22 protein-coding genes and 1 pseudogene are annotated in these 20232 nt (G+C 43.3%); 9 read left to right on the top strand and 14 right to left on the bottom strand.

From position 1 onward, the window contains the following. Window positions 1-10: 10 nt before the first annotated feature. Both QFZ81_RS10260 and QFZ81_RS10255 read right to left on the bottom strand, forming a co-directional pair. Complete coding sequence (locus QFZ81_RS10260) at window positions 11-1039, bottom strand: DUF3231 family protein (protein WP_307444818.1); 1029 nt, start codon at window positions 1037-1039, stop codon at window positions 11-13. A 118-nt stretch (window positions 1040-1157) separates the two neighbouring features. Next, a complete protein-coding gene (locus QFZ81_RS10255; protein WP_307444820.1) occupies window positions 1158-2657 on the bottom strand; it encodes an MDR family MFS transporter in 1500 nt (499 codons plus the stop codon). Window positions 2658-2797: 140 nt separating this feature from the next. Between QFZ81_RS10255 and QFZ81_RS10250 the strand changes: the two genes are divergently transcribed. Further along, window positions 2798-3454, top strand: coding sequence for a TetR/AcrR family transcriptional regulator (locus QFZ81_RS10250; RefSeq protein WP_307444822.1), 657 nt, complete (start codon window positions 2798-2800; stop codon window positions 3452-3454). Window positions 3455-3458: 4 nt separating this feature from the next. Further along, on the top strand, window positions 3459-4313 hold the full coding sequence (locus QFZ81_RS10245) for an AraC family transcriptional regulator (RefSeq protein ID WP_307444823.1): 855 nt from the start codon (window positions 3459-3461) through the stop codon (window positions 4311-4313). Window positions 4314-4393: 80 nt separating this feature from the next. On the opposite strand, the gene QFZ81_RS10240 is transcribed toward QFZ81_RS10245, so the two are convergent. Both QFZ81_RS10240 and QFZ81_RS10235 read right to left on the bottom strand, forming a co-directional pair. Further along, on the bottom strand, window positions 4394-5803 hold the full coding sequence (locus QFZ81_RS10240; RefSeq protein ID WP_307602615.1) for a HEAT repeat domain-containing protein: 1410 nt from the start codon (window positions 5801-5803) through the stop codon (window positions 4394-4396). Window positions 5804-5933: 130 nt separating this feature from the next. Then, window positions 5934-6821 carry a sugar phosphate isomerase/epimerase family protein gene (locus QFZ81_RS10235; RefSeq protein WP_307602613.1) on the bottom strand — a complete coding sequence of 296 codons (888 nt, stop codon included), beginning with the start codon at window positions 6819-6821 and terminating at the stop codon, window positions 5934-5936. 132 nt (window positions 6822-6953) lie between these two features. Between QFZ81_RS10235 and QFZ81_RS10230 the strand changes: the two genes are divergently transcribed. The 3 genes from QFZ81_RS10230 to QFZ81_RS10220 all read left to right on the top strand — a co-directional run bounded on the left by QFZ81_RS10230 (window position 6954) and on the right by QFZ81_RS10220 (window position 9502). Further along, window positions 6954-7871, top strand: a complete 918-nt coding sequence (locus QFZ81_RS10230) for a helix-turn-helix transcriptional regulator (RefSeq protein WP_307444827.1) — start codon at window positions 6954-6956, stop codon at window positions 7869-7871. 125 nt (window positions 7872-7996) lie between these two features. Then, the gene (locus QFZ81_RS10225; protein WP_307444828.1) at window positions 7997-8320 is read left to right on the top strand and encodes a UxaA family hydrolase; all 324 of its coding nucleotides are present in this window, start codon (window positions 7997-7999) and stop codon (window positions 8318-8320) included. A 21-nt stretch (window positions 8321-8341) separates the two neighbouring features. Then, window positions 8342-9502, top strand: coding sequence for a UxaA family hydrolase (locus QFZ81_RS10220; RefSeq protein WP_307444830.1), 1161 nt, complete (start codon window positions 8342-8344; stop codon window positions 9500-9502). A 53-nt stretch (window positions 9503-9555) separates the two neighbouring features. Here QFZ81_RS10220 and trhA read toward each other — a convergent pair whose 3' ends face one another. From trhA to QFZ81_RS10205, 3 genes are all read right to left on the bottom strand, one after another. Then, complete coding sequence (gene trhA, locus QFZ81_RS10215; RefSeq protein WP_307444832.1) at window positions 9556-10200, bottom strand: PAQR family membrane homeostasis protein TrhA; 645 nt, start codon at window positions 10198-10200, stop codon at window positions 9556-9558. Window positions 10201-10331: 131 nt separating this feature from the next. Continuing rightward, complete coding sequence (locus QFZ81_RS10210) at window positions 10332-10931, bottom strand: glycerol-3-phosphate acyltransferase (RefSeq protein WP_307602610.1); 600 nt, start codon at window positions 10929-10931, stop codon at window positions 10332-10334. Then, on the bottom strand, window positions 10928-12022 hold the full coding sequence (locus tag QFZ81_RS10205; RefSeq protein WP_307602608.1) for a glycosyltransferase family 2 protein: 1095 nt from the start codon (window positions 12020-12022) through the stop codon (window positions 10928-10930). Before QFZ81_RS10205 ends, QFZ81_RS10210 begins: the two co-directional genes overlap by 4 nt. 177 nt (window positions 12023-12199) lie before the next feature. Here QFZ81_RS10205 and QFZ81_RS10200 point away from each other — a divergent pair, with 177 nt between their 5' ends. Both QFZ81_RS10200 and QFZ81_RS10195 read left to right on the top strand, forming a co-directional pair. Further along, window positions 12200-12373, top strand: a complete 174-nt coding sequence (locus tag QFZ81_RS10200) for a hypothetical protein (protein ID WP_307444837.1) — start codon at window positions 12200-12202, stop codon at window positions 12371-12373. Between the two features lie 45 nt (window positions 12374-12418). Then, a complete protein-coding gene (locus QFZ81_RS10195; RefSeq protein WP_307602606.1) occupies window positions 12419-13177 on the top strand; it encodes a hypothetical protein in 759 nt (252 codons plus the stop codon). Between the two features lie 315 nt (window positions 13178-13492). Here the strand turns inward: QFZ81_RS10195 and QFZ81_RS10190 are convergent, their stop codons facing one another. After that, window positions 13493-13660, bottom strand: coding sequence for a hypothetical protein (locus QFZ81_RS10190; RefSeq protein ID WP_307444841.1), 168 nt, complete (start codon window positions 13658-13660; stop codon window positions 13493-13495). Window positions 13661-14182: 522 nt separating this feature from the next. Here QFZ81_RS10190 and QFZ81_RS10185 point away from each other — a divergent pair. Then, window positions 14183-15220 carry a DUF3231 family protein gene (locus QFZ81_RS10185; protein WP_307602604.1) on the top strand — a complete coding sequence of 346 codons (1038 nt, stop codon included), beginning with the start codon at window positions 14183-14185 and terminating at the stop codon, window positions 15218-15220. A gap of 76 nt (window positions 15221-15296) precedes the next feature. After that, window positions 15297-15539, top strand: a pseudogene (locus tag QFZ81_RS10180) (hypothetical protein); the annotation flags it as partial. A 513-nt stretch (window positions 15540-16052) separates the two neighbouring features. Here QFZ81_RS10180 and QFZ81_RS10170 read toward each other — a convergent pair. From QFZ81_RS10170 to QFZ81_RS10145, 6 genes are all read right to left on the bottom strand, one after another. Then, window positions 16053-16928, bottom strand: a complete 876-nt coding sequence (locus QFZ81_RS10170; RefSeq protein ID WP_307602602.1) for a hypothetical protein — start codon at window positions 16926-16928, stop codon at window positions 16053-16055. 42 nt (window positions 16929-16970) lie between these two features. Beyond that, window positions 16971-17105, bottom strand: a complete 135-nt coding sequence (locus QFZ81_RS10165; protein ID WP_373463770.1) for an ATP-binding protein — start codon at window positions 17103-17105, stop codon at window positions 16971-16973. Between the two features lie 9 nt (window positions 17106-17114). Next, window positions 17115-17255 (bottom strand): hypothetical protein, encoded by a 141-nt coding sequence (locus QFZ81_RS10160; protein ID WP_307602600.1) that lies wholly within the window; start codon window positions 17253-17255, stop codon window positions 17115-17117. A 53-nt stretch (window positions 17256-17308) separates the two neighbouring features. Further along, window positions 17309-19534 carry a heavy metal translocating P-type ATPase gene (locus tag QFZ81_RS10155; RefSeq protein ID WP_307602598.1) on the bottom strand — a complete coding sequence of 742 codons (2226 nt, stop codon included), beginning with the start codon at window positions 19532-19534 and terminating at the stop codon, window positions 17309-17311. A 95-nt stretch (window positions 19535-19629) separates the two neighbouring features. Then, entirely contained in the window at window positions 19630-19833 is a 204-nt protein-coding gene (copZ, locus tag QFZ81_RS10150; protein ID WP_307444848.1) for a copper chaperone CopZ, read from the bottom strand. A 17-nt stretch (window positions 19834-19850) separates the two neighbouring features. Further along, window positions 19851-20183 (bottom strand): metal-sensitive transcriptional regulator, encoded by a 333-nt coding sequence (locus QFZ81_RS10145; RefSeq protein ID WP_307443690.1) that lies wholly within the window; start codon window positions 20181-20183, stop codon window positions 19851-19853. Between the last annotated feature and the right edge of the window lie 49 nt (window positions 20184-20232).

Below are 20232 nucleotides of genomic sequence, written 5' to 3'. Positions count from 1 at the left end.
GATTCAGCGCTTATATGGAAAGCAAAGCGTTACGTTCGATCGCACCTGGCATTTTTTCCATCCAATCATTCTTTATCATGAGTTCTGCACCATCGTCTGCATAAGTTCCGATTTCACCTGTAAGCCGAAGATAAACAGTTGTCAAATCCCTCCTCATGCTTGCTGCAAGAGAAGCTCCATAGTTCCCCATTCCTACCGCTGAAAGAAAGACCGTATGATAAAGCATTAGCTTATCGGAAAATGGGGACTCCTTAGAATCCGAAATTTCTGTTTCCCAAGTCACGGGTGCCGGCAGCTGGTCATCGCGTAATAAAGCGCTGAATACTTCGACATGCTTCGAGGAGATATCTCTGCCGCGTACGATATATTCAATGACTTCTTTGTTTTGCGCAACTTGAGAAAAACCTAACATCAATGCTTCACCTATGCTGTTTTTCATAATATTCAAATAAAGGTTCGTAATTTCTACTGCATTTAAGGGTCTACGATCGCCCAGCAGTCCATTTAACCAACTTTCTTTGTGTACATACTCAACTGAATCCGGATACGGAATGAAAGGACTCCTAGTGAGAATTCCTTTAGATTGCAGAATAGCCGTAGATTTCTCCGACAGCTCAGCCGCAGTCTTCAGATTATGTTGAAAGAATGCACGGATATCCTGTCTTGAACTGCTTGCTAAAGCCATTCCGTAAGTAACTGTACCAGCAATGCCCATATGTCTTAGATAAAGTAGCATAAAACCATCTGAAAATAGTCTTGGCGCATTTAGGTTGACATCCTTCTCTGTAAAGGCATGAGGGATAGGGAACTCTTCGTCTTTAAATAACTTGTTGCTAAATTCCATATGTTCCTTTGTCAACCCAAAAGCAAATTCAATGATTGGTTTTACTTCAACATCCTCAACAGTATGCAAGAAATGTTTAAGCACACAATTTACCATACTATCACTTAAATACCCTCCCCACAGAGGCGCGATATCACCAGAAGTTAGTTGAATATGATGCGGATTCTTTTCGAGTTTCCTTTCATCTTGACTCATTGTATTGCCCCCTACTATGATGTTTTACGCTATTAGTTATAATTCCTTAAATACCAACTTCTATGTATAAAAAAAGCCTACCGATTATTCGGTAAGCTTCCTGGACGATAGTTCTTATTTAGTGTAGTCCTTCTAACACGACTTCTTGTTTCACAGCCTCATTAGGCTGTGTCTTGTCACGGCGAAGGAACAAGCCTAAGAATATCCCACAGATCGCAATAATGAGCATCACGTGGAAAGTCTGGCCAAACGCTTCGGGCGCTACAGCAAGCATAGCCTTTTGCTTATCAGCAGGACTGTTTATTAGAATATTCTTTGCAACAATCGATGAGTTCACGCGCGAGGAGAGAATTGTCACCAAGGTAGCTACTGCGAAAGAATTGATAACTTGCTGCATCGCACTAGTTAAAGAAGTAACTCGACTCACCAAATCATGCGGAGCTTTCTTAATCAGATGCGAATTAAGCGGCATCATCATAAGTCCCATACCCGAGCCAGCCATAATAAGCGGTAAAATTAAGTCATGTCCCTCTGTCGTTAGATCGACATGCGAATATTGAAAGATCGCACCTGAAACAAGACTGAGCCCAACAACAACTAACCAGCGAACTCCGATTTTATCAAATAAGTAACCGCCAATCGGCATCATGATGGCCGAAGCTAACGCTTGCGGGAATAACGTCATCCCCGTGTCGAACGCACCGTACCCGCGGGCTTGCTGAAGAAATTGCGGAAGCAGGAAAATGGCCCCGAACAAGCAGAATTGCAGTACCCACTGTACGAAAATACTGAAGGAAAAATCAACGGAGCGGAACACTCTCAGTTCAAGCAATGGGAGTTTGGATTTAAGTTCAACAATGATAAAGGCGATCAATGCGACCGTTCCAATGATGATGCCCCATAGCGTTTTATCGGAAGTCCAGCTTTCAGCACCTTGTGTGATCCCATACGATAATGATGCAAAGGCGATGGGTCCTAGAATCATACCCGGTAAATCAAAACCAGCTACCTTTTTACGAGCGACAGCCGGCAGTTTCCATAGTCCAAAGATAAAGCTGAAAATACCAACGGGAAGATTAATTAAGAAAATCCAATGCCAAGAATGGTACTCAACAAGCCATCCGGATAAGATAGGCCCGATCGCAGGCGCAAGCAAAATGGGCACACCCAGCATCCCCATCACTTGACCAATTTTGTTCGGAGGACTTAGCCGGAATACATAAGCCATAGCAACAGGCATAACGAATCCGCCGCCTAAACCTTGAAGGATACGAAAAAAAATCAACCACTCCGCGCTGTTCGGTGTTGCACATAAGACCGATGCAACGGTGAAAAGAACAACGGAGGTGAGGAATACGTTCTTCGCCCCAAATCGATCTGATAGCCATCCCGCAAGTGGAATGACTGCCGCTGTCGCCAGCATATAACCCGTTACGGTCCACTGAATGGTCGGTAAATCCGTTTTAAAATCCACAACCAGCTTCGACAATGCCACATTCATCGCAGTCGTGTCGAGGATAACCATAAATATACCCGATATGATGGCGATGAGCGGTACCAGAATGCTCGTAATCTTAAACTCCGGCTCCGCTTCGCCAGATGTTATGGGTTGACTCATGTTGTGTTCCTCCTTCACAATATGTATTCCATCGTGCTACAATAGTAACGGACAATTGTCCGCAACATCATATTACGGACAATTGTCCGGAATGTCAATTATTTCTTTTATTAAGGTTCGTTCTTATGGGAGGAGCAGGCATGAAACATCCAGATACCAATGAGAATACATCATTATATAGCCAAGATATGAATGCAATTCCACCTTGCGGCCGACGTGAAGAACGTGATTCGGAGTATCGCCGACGTATTCTTACGTCTGCCAGAAGCCTGTTCGAAACCAATCAAATTGAATCCGTTACCATGCATCAGATTGCCAAAGAGTCAGGTGTTGGACAAGGTACTCTTTATCGCCGTTACGCCCATATTGGCGAGGTTTGCAGCGATCTGCTTCGTTCAACAACAACCCAATTTCTTGCTTCTCTGGAAGAGGGTCTTGCTGATCCCGCTCCCGAGGTTACAGCTATGAACCAATTGGCGGACACGATCGTGCGAATTGTTGATTTTGTGGACGATAAAGCCTCATTACTTTCCGTTATCAACACTATGTATACGGACAAACGAAGCTTCTATTTACACAAAAAGCCCATTTATATCCGACTTCACAGCATTGTCGCTCCTTTGATCACTCGTGCTGTAGAACAAGGGGAGATTGAACAGATCGATGTCAATTTGACGGTTAACACATTGCTTGCATCCTTAACGCCAGAACAGTACTTGTATCATAGAGAAATTCTTGGCTATAACAAACAGCAATTTGTTGAGGGCATTTGCCGACTCTTCGTGAAAGGAATATGAGCCTATGAGAATAGAAATGAATCCTAGCCAGCTCACCTTCTGGAAGAAATATATGGCTAAAGCGAAGCTTGATTTATCCTTGGCTGCGTACACCAAGGTACTGAAATCCTGGAACGATGAGAACGCTTCCTGTCCGTTTAATCGCTTGTATTTTATTATCGAGGGAGAAGGCTTTGTAAAAATTGGGGATCAGACCTATTATCCGAAACCAGGTGAACTTTATCTGCTTCCAGCGGGGAGTGATCAAGCTTATGGAACCATAAGTGATCACACTTTCGGAAAATACTGGTGTCATTTCACGGCAAAAATCGGGGATTTGGATCTGTTTCAGATTTTGCAAACTTCCGCTTTCATTACGATCAAAGATCCAGAAATTTTACAAAAAAAATTCGAACAACTAATAGAATATAATAAAAGTGAAAAGTTAACTTCCGCTTTTAGAGTCAATGCGATTATAAGTGAATTCATTGCCGAATTCATTGAACAAAGTGAAACCGTCAAGCTAAATCTAGCTTCTACCCCTACTTTCGAGAAAATGAATAGTGTGCTCCACTATATGGAAAAGCATATTGCTGACAACGTATCCATTGATACATTATCCCAAATTGCACACTATCACCCGAATTACTTTATTAATGCTTTTAAACAGTTTACGGGTTATTCACCTATTCAATATATGAACCATTTGCGCTCGGAAAAGGCCAAGGATTTACTCATGATGTCGGAATTAAATGTCTCACAAATTGCCGATTCGCTGGGAATGGAATTATCGTATTTTTCCCGCATGTTTCGAGAACAAACGGGTTTCACACCAACTTCTTTCCGTGATTTGAAGCCGAAAATGATCGATTACAATTGAAACTATGATGAAATGAAACATGGAAACAACGCAAAGAGGGCAAAAGTTAATTTGCCCTTTTTCTCAACCTATTTTGTCGTTTACGGGTAGAAAGCATTAGTCTTTGTCGTTGTAGGGCACCAGCGGGAATTAAGCAGAAACTTAATGAGCGTATTCTTAGCCCGCTCCGAACCGATATAATGCAGAGATTCCGCAGCATGAGCTCGAACATATCTGTTGTCATCATCCAAGGCGATTTCCAATTGCGGCACAGCTGCTTCCGCTTGAGAGCCTAATCGTGACAAGGACAAGCTTGCCATGAAGCGAACTTGCGCGTTCTCATCTTGTAAGCATTTACCTAAGCTTGACACGATGTCATTCAGCGGTGTGTCCATGAATCCAAGTGCATCTACTACGGCGCAGCGAACAAGATCAGCTGGATGTTCGAGCAGCTTTATGAAAGTAGGAACGGCTTCTGCCGCTAACCCTCTTAATTCACCAAGAGCAAATATCGCATGTGTAACGATTTCAATATTTTCATGATGCAAAGCTGCAATTAGCCCATTAACTGCCTCGCTTCCTGAAACTGATAATCCATAAGCGGAAATTCGCGATACTTGGCTATTCTCGCTATTTAATCCTTCGAGTAAAGCGTCCACACCCTGCTGCCCTCTTCGTGCCAGATCATAGGCCGCATTGATCGCTAGTGGTTCAAAACCATCCAGCTTAGCGGCTAACTCCTTAATCTGATCCGGATCAGATGCAGCTGTTCCGGCCAGACTGCCAATTTTACCAGACAGCCAGTTCCAAGTTTCTTCCCACATCAAATCATGCTCGGCTATTGGCAAATGTAAGTTGGCTGGTTTCTTCCATGCTGCCTCTTGATTATTCCAACTAGGTGCTTGCGGCAGCTCTGTACGCATGAATTCAAACTTCAGCATGTAGCGCGGCTGTCCTAACACATTAGGCGTGGAACGATGCCAAATATCATAATGGATCAGCGCAAAGGTACCCGCCTCGCCGCTTGCTAACACTTCCCCTTCTTGTTCATTGGATTCAAAAGTCCGAGTCTGGTAATTTTGCGTGCCTGGCATAACACCTGTCGGTCCTAATTCTACAGGCGTATCCTGTGGAAAATACATAATCATTGCCCAATTGGGGTGGTGATTGCGCATTCTGTTATATCCCCAATAGCTGTCCTTATGCCAGCCTCCAGCCGTTGCTGAAGCATTGAAATGCCCATGTCTATGTGCGTGCATCATATAGTTCGGCCCTAATACACTAGTTAAAGCACCTGTCACAACAGGGTGGTCAAATACTTTTTGCAGCTCACGAATGCGGGGTAGTAAATTATTGCCGGGGTTCCCCTCTTCCGCATAGACCGTGTTTAATTGTGCTAAAAGATTGCTGTGAAACTCGCTCGAAAAGTCAGTTTTGAGTAATAAACATCCATTTGTAATAAATTCTCTCATTTGCTCATCTGTCAATAATAAAGGTGTGTTTTCCTGCATGGCTGTTAGCCTCCTTGGCTTTAATGAATGCGGTAACAATGACCTTATTATAAGAAAGATGTCTCTGACTAAAAATAGACGATCTTAATCAGAGCTAGCACAAAACTAAGATGGAACAAGAAACGACTCATTAAACAGGGTTTGGAATGTAATCTCCGCCACGGCAGCGTTTTAAATAGTTCAAAGCATGCACCTGACCCGTCATCTCGAGCTCATCACGGTAGACAGGATCATGCCAGCCTTCAATGTCGATTGTACCTTGGTAGCCTGCCTGACGCAGAATCGTAATAATATCGGACCAATTCGTGTCCCCAAAGCCAGGTGTACGGTGCCAAACGAACTCTTTGCTCCCATGAACCCCATATTCCCGAACAATATCCCACGCAATTGTCGCATCTTTGCCGTGGACGTGGAACACTTTATCGACCCATTTACGTAACTGCGGAATCGGATCGATTAAACTAACCATCTGATGGCACGGCTCCCATTCCAGACCAATGTTATCCGCCGGTACGGCATTAAACATTAGATTCCAGGCAGTTGGGTTATGGGCAATGTTCCAATCCCCTGTCTTCCACGTTCCGCCCATATCACAATTCTCGAAAGCAAGTCGCACACCGTGATCAGCGGCTCTCCGAGAAAGCTCACCAAACACTTCCTTGAACTTCGGTATGGACTCATCAATTGGACGATCCGGAATACGGCCGGTGAAACCGTTTACGATATCGGTACCAAATAGATGTGCATGATCAATAAGCCGCTCCCAGCTCGCGAGTGTATCCTTATTATCTCCTGTTCCCGTGAGTGGATTTCCGAATACACCTATCGTAGATATGACGGCGTCGTGCTCTGCCACAATGTCGGCTACCCGCTTTGCCGTTTCTTTGAGATCGATATTCCCTGTTGTTTGCCAAAAGGATAAACTGTAGGATTCAAATCCGTGCTTGGCAATTTGGGGGATGATGCGAACGGCATCTCCGCCACCAACTAAAGTACCCACTCTAAGCTTCTTATTCATGATTGAATATCACTCCTATATTGGTATAAGATAAATGAATATGATCATTATAACTAGGAATATCAGCAAATTCTCTATCCTATCTTGCTCCAAATAGGTCTTATCTTGATACTTAGGAAAGTGAGGCAGCTCATGACGTACCCCCAAGATTTAATGGAAAAGACACCACTCTGGGATAGCAGCTATCCCATCCGCTTTTACCGAAACCGACCGCAGACGGCCGCAAAAGATGATAACATTCTCTATCTTCACTGGCATGAACATTTCGAGATCATTGATATGCAGGTTGGCAAAGCGATCTTTCATATTGATAGCCGTCCTTATGAGGCCCACGCTGGCGACCTGCTGTTCGTGCCCGCCGGAGCTTTACATGTTGGTTATAATGCAGCAGATGAAGAAATGGAGTACGTCGCTGTCGTGTTTAATGCTTCCTTGCTGCGGGTGATGCATCCGGATCCCGTCCACGAGCGGTATATCCTCCCATTTCTGGACGGGCGAGTTCCAATGCCTGCCAAATTATTTGCCGAGGATGAATTTGCTGCCCCTTACCGTCGACTTATTCGTGACTCTACGGCTGAATTCGAAAATAAAAATGCTGCTTACGAGCTCGTCATCAAACATAACTTTCAACTGCTCTTCGCGCTGCTATCTCGGCAATTTTTACCGGAGAAGTTCATAGATAAACCAGCTCCTGCCCGTCATTCGGAATCTTTCAAGCCGTTAATCCAGCATATTGAATCCCATATTGCCGAGCCATTGTCGGTTGAGCAGGCTGCACGGATGGTAAATCTGAACCCGTACCATTTTTGCAAAACGTTCAAGAAACTAACCGGACGTACCTTCGTAGATTATGTGAACTGGCTGCGAATCAACGAAGCTGATCGTTTACTTCGTGAAACGGAATGGACAGTAACTGAAATCGCCGAGCGAATTGGCTGCGGAAACGCTAACTATTTTACGAAACTGTACAAGAAATATAAGAGTTTTCCGCCATCTGACGTTAGGCGAAGACGGGAGTCCACTATGAAGTCAGTCCCCCCATTATCTTAGTCTTGTGCTAACATGCGTGAGAAAAGTCTCTATTCAATTCCATTCATCTTCCTTAAACTAGAAATGAAACTAAGCTGGATGCTTACAAAAACACTTAGTGCGAGCTTACTCTGAGGAGGGATCTAATGTCACATGACTTCATTCACGGGACAGATAGTCTTGTCATGAGCGAAAAGGACGATGTTGCGACCGTGCTGCGTGATATTCCGAGCGGTGATTCTATTCATTTCTATAAGGGCGCAAGTATGCAAACGCTATCATTGCTTGACTCTATTCCATTCGGACATAAGGTAGCCATCGCATTCATCAAACAAGGTGCCGAGGTCGTTAAATATGGGGATGTCATTGGTAAAGCTACCCAAGATATTCGAGCTGGCGAGCATGTTCATGTCCACAATATTGAAGGTATGCGCGGTCGTGGAGATCTACCGAAAACACATGAATCTTAAACTTGCCAAGGGGGCTGCGATATGACTACTATTATGGGTTATCAGAGAGAGAATGGGGACATCGGTATCCGAAATCATTTAATCATCATTCCGACCGTCATCTGTGCCAACCATGTCTGCAATCGAATCGCACAAATGGTACCCGGCGCGGTCGTGATTCCACATCAGCATGGCTGCAGTCAAATTGGGGATGACAAAAATAGAACCTTCGATGTCTTAGCAGGTACAGGGCAAAATCCTAATGTAGGAGCTGCTATCATTATTAGTTTGGGCTGCGAGGTCATCGATCCCACTGCTCTAGCCGATGCGATTAAAGCGACAGGCAAACCCGTGGAGGTTTTTGATATTCAATCCATCGGCGGTTCGGTTAAAGCCATTCAGCATGGGGCTGAAATTGCCAAAAGATTACTGGCCGATCTGGCCGAGGAGCCGAAGGTTCCGATCCCTTTGAATAAGCTGAAAGTAGCGGTGAAATGCGGCGGCTCGGATGCCACATCCGGATTAGCGTCCAATCCAGCTTTAGGTGTTGCCGCAGATAAATTAATGCATGTTGGGGGCAGTATCGTCATCGGGGAGACGACGGAAATCATTGGCGCTGAGCACATTCTGGCCAGCCGCTGCAATTCGACGGAAACAAGCGACAAGCTTTACGAAGCTATCGAGCGATTTGAAAAAGAGATTGAGCGCATGGGCGCCGATATGCGCGGCGGCAATCCAAGTCCCGGCAACATTGCTGGTGGACTTTCTACGATTGAAGAGAAATCACTTGGCTGTATCAGCAAATGCGGCACGCAGCCTATTCAAGATGTGATTGGTTACGCTGAACATATTCCAGAACATGGCTTATACTTTATGGATTCACCGGGAAATGACATCGAGTGTGTGTCCGGTATGGCTGCAGGCGGCGTACACATTGTCTGCTTCACGACGGGTCGCGGAACGCCAACGGGTTCAGCTGTTGTCCCCGTGATCAAAATTACGGCAAACAAATTCACCTATTCAAACATGGAAGACAATATGGATGTGGATGTGAGCAGCATGCTCGCTGGAACCTTAAATTTGGAGCAAGCTGGCGAACAAATCTGGCAGGAAATTTGCGAAGTGGCTGAAGGAAAACTGACCAAGGCAGAAATACTGGGCCATCAGGAATTCAGCATTAACCGTATCGGTCCCAGCTTATAGATTCAGGTATTATGCAGATGTCAGCCTGCCGGACACTAGGCACATTTCCCCCTCTACAAAACGGCAGGCATCACATAAGCATACACAGCAATAAAATGGCAGCTGCTTCCTGCAAGCACAAACAAATGCCAAATAGCATGATGATATCTTAACCTACGCCAAAGAAAGAACGGCACGCCAAAGCTGTAAAATGCGACTCCGAATAATAACCAAGCTAGAGCCATCGAGGGAAGAAGTTCACTTAGTGGCCCTATCAATGAAACCATGAAGCCACCCATCAATAAATACATAAGCAGGCCCCAAGGCATAAACCGCCTTATGATCAAATGAACATAGCGCACGCCTCCGAAAGCTAGTCCCCATATCAACAGCAGCAAAGTGTAACCTAGCGTTCCTTGCAAGGTAATCAGTAGGAATGGCGTATACGAACCCGCAATGGCAATAAAGATAGCCGAATGGTCCATGACTTCAAAGCGTTCGCCCCATTTCTTCGAGCGAGAGCAATGCAGCAGGGTCGAGGACAGATATAGCAGGCAAAAGGATATCCCATAAATCGCATTGCTAACGATATAGGCAAGATCTTCGAACAGAACAGAGCGTTGTAAAAGTAAAAAAAGACCGAAGGCACTCAGCGCCGCGCCCAAGCCGTGGCTTAATGCGTTTAACCGTTCTTCCCTCAGTGCTATGCTATCTTCCATTCAGGTTCACTCCTTTCTGCTTAGCTCCTAGTTTTTCCTAACGTGAAGCCTAGTATGTAATCACTCTGCCCTGTTTATGAGAACAAAAAAATGGATCCCGGCATCAAGGCCGAGATCCATTTTTTATTTTTTCATCGCCTCTTTAAATAGACAGCAAGCTCATATCTATGAGTATATGCAAGCAACAGAAAATTCCCTAACCATACCCAAATGATTACACTCGAATAATCCCTCATATACAAATAGACACCTACCAACAGAAAACCGACAACGACCTGCGAGCCGTCTGCCTCAGTCGATGTAGACTTTCCTCTGTTAATCACCTTGATTGCACTCTGTAAAATGGCCAAAACCACAGCAAAAACAAGCGAAACTTCAAAGCTGGATAATGCACTCCATACGCCGAAGGTTACAGCGATTGCTTTGCCCCCTTTCCCCTTAAGGAATGGAGAAAAGGCATGCCCGATAATCGGAGCCAATGCGATGGAAATGACGGAGTGTCCTTGAACATTTTCATTCCGCAATACTAAAAGAAGGATAAGATATCCTTTTAAAAAGTCGAGAATAATACCTACCATACCAAGCTTATAACCAGCTGCCTTCCACAGATTTAGAGCCCCCGGATTCCCGTCACCAACCGTCTTTAAGTTTTTTTTGGCGATAAGGCCAAGCCAGTAAGAAAACATGAAAGATCCTGATAGAAAGGCACAAACCGTCCAAACAATGGTCATTGCCCCCTCCTGCTTCCTACCTTAACGTGCCGTCCTTTCCATGACACATGTCCAAGGAATACGACCTGATAAACGGAATACAGCATGACGAAGATGAAAAATAACGTTGAGAGGACATGCAAAACAGGCATAATGATTCCAAATCTACCAACATGTTTAATGAAATAAAACAACTGAAGCATGTATAAGAGATATCCGATGAAAAGTGGCAGTGCCCACGAAGTGTTGATTAATAGGAAGAAAGTTTCTGAAACAATCAGCCCGACAACCCAAATGGCAACAAGAAGGATCGTGCCCGGACTTAACGTTGATGTGCTTAGGACTGCTCCTTTACCGAAGCCTTGAACCTCGCTTTTGATCCCTTGTGGATACATACGAAAAGAAACCAGGCCTCGCCCGATAAAATTCGTCACTTGAATCCCGGCATTCCTATAGGTGGCCCCAAGGTTCAAATCATCCAACATCTCCGACTTGATGCTTTCATGTCCCTTGATTTCCTCATAAGCTTCCCTAGTCGTTAAGATACAAGAGCCATACAGACCTTTTTTCGGATTTTTCTTTTCAAAAGGGGACGTAAAAGCGAATACACCAAGAACATTAAAGATCAGCGCCAGTCTTTCAACAAACTTCTCCGTATAATGGAAGGGAACGACAGAAACGACGCCTCCCGCTTTATTTCTCGCCTTAACCAATGCCTCCAGCGCACGTGGAGCTAAGCGAATATCCGCATCAAGAAAGGCAATTAGATCACCCGAAGCATGCAAATACCCGTTCCATACAGCCCAGTTTTTACCCGTCCATCCCTGCGGGAGACTTGTGTTGCTAATCACAGTAACCCCGTAGCTTTCAGCAATTTCCTTCGTATCGTCCTCCGAAAAATCATCAACAACGATAATTTCAAAGGGTTCCAGGGTTTGTACCTTGAGTGCATGGAGGAGATGAGGCAAATTGCATGCTTCATTCCTGGCAGGGATTATGATAGACAGCTTCACATTTCCCGGAACTTGTTCCTGACTGACGCTGATCACATTTTTTCTAAATAAAAAGAAACCACATAGACATCCGATGATAAATAATACATATATCGTCACCCTCGAACCTCCTCCTTCGATTCCCTCATAACGGATGGATAAAAGTGCTGCCCTTACAAAATGGAGAACAGGTTGTATTGATATATATGAACTTGGGGGTGATTTTAAGCCACAAGCGAACATTTCAGCAATTGTGTTATAATGTTCAATATCAAATTACTGGAGGCACAATGGCATATGAAAATATATGTTATCCTCTCCTTCGATGGCGAAGGAATGGAAAATGTTTATGTTGGCGCAGATGAGGAAAAAGCACTTTCTCTGAAGCCGGCTGACTTTGAAAACGGCGAGGCCCTTTTCGTAGAGATTTGGGAAGACGGGGAGAAAACCGACGATTACCGCTTAGAATAACTAGCGATACATACTTCAAACAAATAATAGAAAGGCGGAGATATCATGGTCCATGCGTTTACCATCCAGCCCCCTACGTATAACACTTTCGAAGACGAGAGCGAGCAGCTCGAACAATGTAAAGAATGGGGCTTGCTTTCAGAGAAAGCAGCGAAAACAAAGGCATTCTTCTACAAGGGGAATGGCTTGAATCTGCCATGCGGCATTGTTGGTTTTGTGGATAAAATGACCGCTGTCATTGAATTCGACAACAAGCAGCTGCACTGTATCCACCCCTCTTACCTGAAGGAAATGCAAGCTGCCAATTACAGCCAGAGGGGTGCAGGAACCGCTGACTCCACAGAGGCGGAAGTCTTAGAGCTTGAGACTTTGCAAGAAGATGCCCCAGCTACCGTAGAAGCTAGTATGGAAGCTACAGATGAAGCTAGTGTTGAGGAGCTTGAAGTTAAAAGGGTCCCCAAAGAGCCGAAAAAAGAGAAAGTCAAAAAAGAAAAAGCTCCAAAGCTTCAACTTCCCGAAGAAAAAGTGAAAATGATCGCTACAGTAAAGGAATTTACAACTGTACCGAACAATTTTTCTGATACTGAAGATGAAGTCGTTATCTACGAAGCTGTTTCCATGAAAGAACCAGAAATGGAGATCGGCGAAGCCTGGTCCAGCCACAGTGCCACACTTAAGAAAATGGAACTGGAAATCGGGGACAAGCTATCTTTCGAATGTAAAATTGTAGCAAAGAAGCTCTCGAAACATCCGGTACCTTACAAAATCAATAATCCTGCTAAATTACAAAAGGTAACATCCTGACTTGATATCTTGAAAACATGTAAAGTTGTACTTTGTACAACTTTATTGAATCCATGTAGCGTTATCCTCGCCAATGTTGTAATTAATGCAACAATTCGCATACTTTCCTTTTGACTGCCTCTCGGCAGTCATTTTTGCGTCATCAGAAGATGTGCTTCCGTTCCGATTAATAAATAAGTAGCCAAAAGCACTCCAAACCCTGAATCTTTTGTGCTACACTGGCCCATATGTTCACGCAACCAAAGGATGGGCAATTCATAACCGTGAGCTGACAAAAGAGCAGATTGATTAGCTGGGATCACCATTCAATTCACTCTAATGCATCTTCCTTCTATCTTCCAATTCCTTCTTCAGTGCGTGTTCAACGGATTCTGCAAGGATATCGAACTTCTCTGCAACGGTGTACGTCAGGATCTTTCCACAATGGATGCAGCGCTGCATTTGAATATCTGTGACTTTCGAACAATTGGTGCATTTAATCATCGTATGTAGACCACCTTTGTAAAAATCATAACTCTATTATACATATATACTTCAAAAAGCCACCTATTTACCTAACCAAGTGAACACCACAGGTGACACCCAGACTAACCAGATAACGGTAAGCGATGCTCATACGATCGCTCTTTAAATGTAATTCAGCTTGGAGATCCAAGGGTAGTTCCTCCGGCTTTTGATTTTGAAGTATTTCAATACTGGAATCCACTCCGAAGCAAGAACTAAATCATTGAGCATAAGCTAGACCGGTGTTCATGTTAGTTGAATGGTGAATGTGTTTTGAAGTATTGATACACTACCTTTATTCCATCCTCAATTTCATCTTTCTCATATGGAATTACCTCATATGATTCATAGACACTTCTCCAGAATTTTTCCAATATTCAGCGTAAGCATCTGTCTATCACCAAATATAACTGCCCTTAGTTTAATAGCAAAAAGAGACCCGGAATATAATTTACAATGGAGGAAAATACTAAACGAAAATTTGATTAGGGAGTTTTTATCATGGAAACGATTAAACCTATTAAAATAAGTTCAACTAAATCGAATACCAGTGAAAAACTAACATCAGCAGAAATTGGTAAACTTTGGGCAACATATCTGGGAAACAGCATGTCAAAATGTATATTAAGCTATTACCTTCAACACGTTGAGGATGAAGATATTAAAACTTTATTAGAGAATGCATTAAAATTAAGCGTAGAATTCATGAAAACAACGGAAGATATTTTCAAGAAAGAAAATTTCCCGATTCCTAAAGGTTTTTCAGATGAAGACGTTAACCTTGGTGCTCCTCGTTTATTTGAAGATGAATACTATGTTCATTACTTGAAATATGCAGCTAAAGCAGGAATGAGTATTTATAACGTAGCCGTACCGCTTGTTCATAGGAAAGATGTAAAAGAGTTTTTTATTTATTGCATGGATTCCACCATGGCTTTGATAGAACAAATCAACGATATATTAATGAATAAAGGATTAATCATTAAACCACCTATTATTCCAGTTCCAGATAAAGTAGAATTTGTTCATCAAGATTTTTTAAATGGTTTTTTTGGACATGTACGACCTTTACACGCATTAGAAATTGCCCATTTGTATGATAATATTGAAAACAATGTAACAAGCAAAGCATTAATCATGGCATTTAGCCAAGTAGTAAAATCGGAAAAAATTCGAAAATTGTTTATAGTAGGTAAGGAAATGACTCATAAACACATCGAACAATATATGGAAAAACTACATAATGAAAATTTACCTTCACCATCGTTTCTTGACCATTTGGTTACAACATCAACATTTTCTCCATTTTCGGATAAGTTAATGCTGTTTCATAAGATTGACATGTTTTCAATGAAAATTAGAGCGTTTGGAAATTCTGCGGCCGTAAACGGAAGACATGATATGGGAGTCCTCTATGCAAAGTCATTACTGAAAATCTCATCATTTGTTGAAGATGCAGCAAAAATTTTGATTGAGAACGGTTGGATGGAGCAACCACCCTATGCGGTTAATAGAGATAAGATAGCGTCTGAAAAATAATTATTCAATGTTCCTGAATATCTAAACATTTTGTGTTCTAAATATTCCATAAGAAAAGGGTAGACAAATGTGAATAGTTCGATCTCATTTTAATGAAATAATCTTGCTTAGTTTTGACGGTGAAATTGGAAAAGCCATTGATCACACTGAATACCAATGGCTTATGTTTTATCCTTGTATATATTTTTTTGCCATATGGGACGCGTATAAAGATGCAGGTGGAGATAAGGAACCATACTCTTTCTTACCGTTTCTTCTTTCAGCATGTTTTGTTTCCGTGGGACTAATGTATTCAGCGAAAATAAAATTATTTGGAATATGATGTGTCCTTAGATCAGCCGCTTAAGCCGGGCATCAATCATCTGACTGCCGTATGTAGTCATCCGAATCCCGGTCCATGATCGTAATGCTTAATGTTTGGGTGATGGTGGTTGAATTAGGCCGTTTTTCTAATAGTAACGCAAGGTATGAGCGGTGATGCCGGTAAGGTTAGAAATGGCTTGAATACTCAAATATTTTTCCATAGAGTAAGTTTACATCTTAGAGTGCGCTCTAAGTCAATAGAGCCACGATAAAAACGATGCAAAAATCACATTTGCATCCGGATTGGCTCGCCGCAGTAACGCTTTTATCCTTGCCATCATTTCGTTAGGATCAAATGGTTTCTCCAAGTAATCCTCTGTGCCAAGGTCGAAACCTTTAAGCTTGTCTTAGCTTTCGACTTAAAAGACGCCTAAACTCCTGGTGAGCGTCTTGTCATTTAATCATTAGCTTTCTTTGGCCACCTATGTATATAAATGCCCAGTTTTCCGAGAAAACTGGGCATTTATCATTACGGTACTTTTACAACAAACGGTACAGTAAATACTTTACCGTTCTGCTGGAATTGTCCCCAAATCTTATATACGCCGCTATGCGGGAACGTCGTCATAAATTTGGCATCCGGTCCTGACGCCTTTTCATCTGTCGGATGCACGTGCAGATAATTTTCTGCATCTTGGGTTAAGATCACGACGTGTCCAACTGCTCCTAAGTAAGGCTGTAGGTCTATTACAGGTTGCTTCGACTGAGCGTCTTTAATATTGAAGTTCAAGTTTAGTTCCATGCCCGCCATAAGGTGATCTATCGATAGTGTTACTTCCTTACCGTCCACCACTTTAGTTAATGTTGCATCAGGTTCAATTGATTTTTGAGCAGGCAGTTCTCCTAGAACCGTAATCCATTGGTTCTTACTCATTGCTCCCATGCCCGTGGGAGTGATATCGGCGATCACTTTGAATTCACCTGCAGTCGGAAATTGTGTGGTAACGGTAAACTCACCGTTTCCTTTGTAATCTGGGTGAATGTGGTTAAAGAAAGATAAATCTTTGCTGACAATGATAAAGTGCATCTGTTTTTCATGTACGGTATCAAATTTATCAATCGATTTGCCGTCTTTATCCTGAATTTTAATCGTAATCGTTGTATCTTGGTTCGGCATTGTCTTATCACTAGAAAGCTTAAACTGTGCTTGGACATTTCCTGCTTGTGTGGAAGCTGCCTCTTTTGCCATGCCGCTATGGTCCATTCCCGCTGTAACGCCTTGCGCGGCATTATTCGTTGATCCTGACGTCCCGCTATGCGAAGAATGGTCCATCGAACTGCCTGATTTTCCGCATGCCGTTAAGAGCGCAGCCGTAAGTAAAATTGAAATCGCTACTTTTTTCATGATTTCCTCCTATTGTTCTTAAGGGGCCCCCTCAAATAATGTCTAAACTCTTATCGAAGCAATTCGGGAAGAATGACCGCTTTGCATCTCTACAGATGTTCCTTCACCAACCTGACTTTCCATTCGAATGGTTCCTCCATGTGCTTCCACCAGTTTTTTTACGATCGTTAATCCAATCCCACATCTTCATTCATACCAATCCCAGTATCCGATACAATAATAACCACCGCGTGTTTCGCTCGTTCCGAGCGCACAACCCGCATAGCCGATTTTTAAAGGGGTTGGCGTTTCGATCCCTGAGATCGCTTTGTTTAATGCTTCAGCCATTTCAAGCCCTGCATCTTCTGCTCCACGGCAAAAGTTACACGCATGTATGCCGATTATAACTTCACTCGTTGCAAGCGTAGAGCGTTTAACACAACGGATACTGAACTGAGTGCCATAGCAGCTCCAGCTACCCAAGGTGCTAAAAGTCCAAGTGCCGCAATCGGAATCCCGAGCGTATTGTAACCCAGTGCCCAAAACAGGTTCTGTTTAATGTTCGTCATCGTTTTACGGCTCATATAAATGGCGTCTGTAATGCTTGTAAGTTCTCCGCGCATCAGTGTCACGTCTGCTGCTTCCATCGCAATGTCAGTGCCGGTGCCGATAGCTATGCCGACGTCCGCAGTCGCAAGAGCAGGAGCATCGTTGATGCCATCACCCACCATGGCCACTATCTTTCCTTGTCCTTGAAGTTTCTTCACTTCTTCGGCTTTGCCTCCCGGAAGAACTTCCGCGAGAACATGATCGATGCCAACTTGCTGCGCTATTGCATGTGCTGTTCGTTTGTTGTCACCTGTCATCATGATGACCTCGATGCCCATTTGTTTTAAGCGAGAAACTGCTTCTTTTGATGTGTCTTTGATCGTATCTGCTACGGCTACCATACCTGCGTACTTATTATCCACCGCTGCGAGCATAGCGGTTTTACCTTCAGATTCGAGCTTTTCCATAGCAGTATCTGCTTTACCGAAATCGATGGCTTCACGCTGCAGGAGCTTACGGGTTCCTACTAACACTTCCTTGCCTTCTACGATGGCTCGAATTCCGTAGCCGGGAATGGCTTCAAACTGCTCTGTAGCGGTAAGTATGATACCTTTAGCAACAATCCCAGCAACAATCGCCTCAGCAAGCGGGTGCTCTGACTGTTTTTCGGCTGAGCCGATTAGTCTAAGAATTGTATCTTCTTCATCCACGTTTTCAATTTGAACGTCTGTAAGTTCCGGTTTGCCTTTAGTTACCGTACCCGTTTTATCAAGCACGATGGTTTGCACTTTTTGCATCGATTCTAAATGTTCTCCGCCCTTAAACAGGATGCCAAATTCCGCCGCGCGACCAGATCCGGCCATAATCGATGTCGGTGTTGCAAGACCTAAAGCACAAGGGCAAGCAATGACAAGGACAGCAATAGCTTTTTCCAACGCAGTTGCAAACTCACCAGGAGCAACCCAGATATACCAAATCAGAAATGTTACAACAGCAATTCCTACAACAATCGGGACAAAAATACCCGAAATCACATCTGCGATACGCTGAATAGGTGCTTTAGAGCCTTGGGCTTCTTCTACAACTTTGATAATTTGAGCGAGAGCTGTCTCTTTCCCAACACGGGTTGCTTTTATTTTTAAGCTGCCGTTTTTATTAACTGTAGCGCCAATAACGGCGTCACCGGATTTTTTTTCAACAGGGATACTTTCCCCAGTAAGCATGGATTCATCAACAGCCGACAAACCATCTACAACCTCACCGTCGACTGGGATTTTCTCACCCGGTTTTACAAGAACAATGTCCTCAATGACAACTTCTTCAACTGGTATAGCCATTTCTTCACCATTCCGAATGACTAACGCTGTTTTCGCTTGAAGCCCCATCAATTTTTTGATGGCTTCAGAAGTTCGTCCTTTCGCCAACACCTCAAACAGTTTACCTAAAATAATCAAAGTAATAAGAATTGCGCTTGTCTCGTAATACATATCTGGCGCATGGTGGTGAACATCAGCAGAAGTTGCCCACTGCAGCGTTAGGTATAAACTATAGAAGTACGCGGCTGATGTTCCGAGAGAAACAAGCACATCCATATTGGCGCTTTTATTACGAAGGGCTTTGTATGCCCCTACGTAAAACTGCCAGCCGATAATAAACTGTACTGGTGTGGCAAGCACAAGCTGCACCCAAGGGTTCATCAAGAACTCTGGTAAGTAAATCCACGATGTAAATGTAAAGTGGCTCACCATTGCCCATAGAAGTGGTAACGAAAGGATTGCCGATACCGCTAAATGTATTTTCTTGTGGCGTATCTCTTTTTGCTTATAATCGCCCTTCGATGCTTCTTCTTCTTTACGCATGGCTTTGTATCCCAGTTGATCAACTTTGTTAACCATATCGCTTACAGAAATTTCGGTAGCGCTAAACTCAACATGGGCAGTTTCTAATGCAAGGTTAACAGTTGCTTTACTGACCCCTGGCATTTTATTTAAGCCTTTCTCAATTCGTGTTGCGCATGCCGCACATGTCATACCCGTAATTTGCAGACTTGCCTGTTGCTGTTCTAATGGTTTCTCCATTTCATACCCTCCTACACCTATATACCCCTGTGGGGTATATTTTTTTCAAAAAAAAAGGTGTTACATTGGAGCCGCATGAAGCGGCTCAATTATCTTTATTTCGCAACGTCATAGCCTTGATCTTCAATTGCTTCTTTAATGACGTCCAAAGAAACTTGAGACTCATCGAAATCTACAGTTACGGATCCACCACTCAAATCAACTTTGCCGGAAGCACCAAGTTTCTTAACTGCGCCTTCAACGGAATTCACGCAATGACCGCAGGACATACCCTCAACTTTGAGTGTAACTGTTTGCATTCCTATTCTCTCCCTTATTATTTCATCAATTTATTCATGGTAACCATGAGTTCTTTAATAACCTCATTATCGCCTTCTTGAATGCGTTCGATCACACAGCTGTTTAGATGATGCTCGAGAAGCAGTTTCCCAACACCGTTTAAAGCTGACTGAACCGCGGCGATTTGATTTAACACATCGTCACAATACGTATCCTTCTCAATTAGACCTTTCACACCGCGAATTTGTCCTTCGATGCGATTGAGCCTAGAAATTAAATTATTTTTTGTTTTATCAGAATGATGACTTTTTCGATCACTGCCCGAATGACAACTGTCCTCATTTAATTCTTGTTTATCATGTTGTTCCATTGCCTTTCCCCCTCACATTCAAAATATACCATACCCCCATACCCTATAT

This window comes from Paenibacillus sp. V4I9 (assembly GCF_030817295.1).
In the GTDB taxonomy this organism is placed as follows: domain Bacteria; phylum Bacillota; class Bacilli; order Paenibacillales; family NBRC-103111; genus Paenibacillus_E.
The sequence above is the reverse complement of the archived record's forward strand: the minus strand, read 5'-3'. Positions and strand labels throughout refer to the sequence as shown.

What these genes read in the sequence shown, in the direction of transcription:
- QFZ81_RS10260 (WP_307444818.1), bottom strand. Translation starts at nt 1,039, where the DNA reads ATGAGTCAAGATGAAAGGAAACTCGAAAAGAATCCGCATCATATTCAA.
- QFZ81_RS10225 (WP_307444828.1), top strand. Translation starts at nt 7,997, where the DNA reads ATGTCACATGACTTCATTCACGGGACAGATAGTCTTGTCATGAGCGAA.
- QFZ81_RS10210 (WP_307602610.1), bottom strand. Translation starts at nt 10,931, where the DNA reads ATGACCATTGTTTGGACGGTTTGTGCCTTTCTATCAGGATCTTTCATG.
- QFZ81_RS10160 (WP_307602600.1), bottom strand. Translation starts at nt 17,255, where the DNA reads ATGGCTGAAGCATTAAACAAAGCGATCTCAGGGATCGAAACGCCAACC.
- QFZ81_RS10155 (WP_307602598.1), bottom strand. Translation starts at nt 19,534, where the DNA reads ATGGAGAAACCATTAGAACAGCAACAGGCAAGTCTGCAAATTACGGGT.
- QFZ81_RS10190 (WP_307444841.1), bottom strand. Translation starts at nt 13,660, where the DNA reads ATGATTAAATGCACCAATTGTTCGAAAGTCACAGATATTCAAATGCAG.
- QFZ81_RS10200 (WP_307444837.1), top strand. Translation starts at nt 12,200, where the DNA reads ATGAAAATATATGTTATCCTCTCCTTCGATGGCGAAGGAATGGAAAAT.
- QFZ81_RS10220 (WP_307444830.1), top strand. Translation starts at nt 8,342, where the DNA reads ATGACTACTATTATGGGTTATCAGAGAGAGAATGGGGACATCGGTATC.
- QFZ81_RS10245 (WP_307444823.1), top strand. Translation starts at nt 3,459, where the DNA reads ATGAGAATAGAAATGAATCCTAGCCAGCTCACCTTCTGGAAGAAATAT.
- QFZ81_RS10145 (WP_307443690.1), bottom strand. Translation starts at nt 20,183, where the DNA reads ATGGAACAACATGATAAACAAGAATTAAATGAGGACAGTTGTCATTCG.
- QFZ81_RS10185 (WP_307602604.1), top strand. Translation starts at nt 14,183, where the DNA reads ATGGAAACGATTAAACCTATTAAAATAAGTTCAACTAAATCGAATACC.
- QFZ81_RS10255 (WP_307444820.1), bottom strand. Translation starts at nt 2,657, where the DNA reads ATGAGTCAACCCATAACATCTGGCGAAGCGGAGCCGGAGTTTAAGATT.
- copZ (WP_307444848.1), bottom strand. Translation starts at nt 19,833, where the DNA reads ATGCAAACAGTTACACTCAAAGTTGAGGGTATGTCCTGCGGTCATTGC.
- QFZ81_RS10195 (WP_307602606.1), top strand. Translation starts at nt 12,419, where the DNA reads ATGGTCCATGCGTTTACCATCCAGCCCCCTACGTATAACACTTTCGAA.
- QFZ81_RS10230 (WP_307444827.1), top strand. Translation starts at nt 6,954, where the DNA reads ATGACGTACCCCCAAGATTTAATGGAAAAGACACCACTCTGGGATAGC.
- trhA (WP_307444832.1), bottom strand. Translation starts at nt 10,200, where the DNA reads ATGGAAGATAGCATAGCACTGAGGGAAGAACGGTTAAACGCATTAAGC.
- QFZ81_RS10240 (WP_307602615.1), bottom strand. Translation starts at nt 5,803, where the DNA reads ATGCAGGAAAACACACCTTTATTATTGACAGATGAGCAAATGAGAGAA.
- QFZ81_RS10235 (WP_307602613.1), bottom strand. Translation starts at nt 6,821, where the DNA reads ATGAATAAGAAGCTTAGAGTGGGTACTTTAGTTGGTGGCGGAGATGCC.
- QFZ81_RS10250 (WP_307444822.1), top strand. Translation starts at nt 2,798, where the DNA reads ATGAAACATCCAGATACCAATGAGAATACATCATTATATAGCCAAGAT.
- QFZ81_RS10170 (WP_307602602.1), bottom strand. Translation starts at nt 16,928, where the DNA reads ATGAAAAAAGTAGCGATTTCAATTTTACTTACGGCTGCGCTCTTAACG.